Below are 1,270 nucleotides of genomic sequence, written 5' to 3'. Positions count from 1 at the left end.
TTCCATGTATTGATCATGTTGTTAAAGCTGTCGTCGGGGGTGTTCACTTTAAAATTGGCAAGGCGGCTATGCCAGTAAGTTTTTAATTTGTCAATTTCTTTTTCGGGCAGACTTGTGTCTTCGTAACGCGACACAATTTCATTTGCCTGTGCTTCACGTTTTTGTCCCAAGAGGAAAATAAATTCCTTTGTTTCATTGGGAGCAAGATCAAAAGTTGTATGCAACGCGCCGCAGGGATTCAAGTTGTAGTTAAGAGTGCCGTCAAGTTTGCCGTTCTCTACTGAGACGGGATTTCCGTAATCGCGATATTTACCCAAGAATGAGGCGCGATCTCCGCAGTAACTTGCGACCTTTGCTCCGACAAGAGCGAAAAAACGAGTGTCAACTCTGCTTTCGTTTACGGCATTTAAACAGTTTTCGTTTATTGTCTGCAAAATAAATTTTTCTTTAAAATAAGTGCGGGTAATAAACTGGGTATATTGAAGATTTACCTGATCCTGCTCGTAAAAACTTTCACAGGTAAATTCAACAAAACCAAAACAGGAAATTTTTCTCGCCTTACTTCCGGTATTTGTTACTTTGACTTTCCACACTTCGTAGTCAGCGTCTTGCGGCACATAGTAGAGTGCCTGCGAGTGTATGTCCTTGTAATCCGCCTCAAGCTGAGTGTAGCCCGTCCCATGACGGCATATCGACTTATATTGATTCAACGGCTTGCCTACAGGCTGCCACGAGGCAGACCAGTAATCGCCAGTTTCATCGTCTCGAAGATAGACATAGCGTCCTGGGCGGTCTTGCTCGTTAAAACGGTAACGTATCAACCTTCCCGCCGCGCCGCTTTTTACAAAGCTGTAACCGCCCGCATTGTTGGAAATAATCGCACCATAGGCGGGAGAACCCAAATAATTCGCCCAAGGAGCGGGCGTATCTGGCTTATCAATAACATACTCGCGTTTTTCAGAATCAAAATAACCATATTTCATTGTAATTCTCCATATTGAATTTATAAGATATTTTAATCTATCATAAAACTAATGGATTTGGAACAGGAAGAAGCGCTTTATGAATTTCTCGAAAATGTAAGCGAACCGTTTACTTTGGAAGATATTACGGATTGTATGCAGGCATCGGGACATAAACTAAAAAAACAACTGACAATAGAAATAGGCGCTTACCTTGACGCTCGGAAAATCGCTTTTAGGCGGGACAATAAATATTGGGTATCGCGTAAAACATGTTTTGAACCGGCGCTATTTGTTATTACTCCTTC

The 1,270-nt window shown here is 42.0% G+C and carries 2 pseudogenes; one reads left to right on the top strand and one right to left on the bottom strand.

From position 1 onward, the window contains the following. Positions 1-983: pseudogene (locus tag ACYVTD_RS13105) on the bottom strand (GH36-type glycosyl hydrolase domain-containing protein); the annotation flags it as partial. A gap of 51 nt (positions 984-1,034) precedes the next feature. Between ACYVTD_RS13105 and ACYVTD_RS13100 the strand changes: the two are divergent. Then, a pseudogene (locus ACYVTD_RS13100) lies at positions 1,035-1,270 on the top strand (hypothetical protein); the annotation flags it as partial.

The organism is Treponema sp. R6D11 (assembly GCF_054786075.1).
Note: the sequence above shows the minus strand (reverse complement) of the source record. Positions and strands in the feature narration are given on the sequence as shown.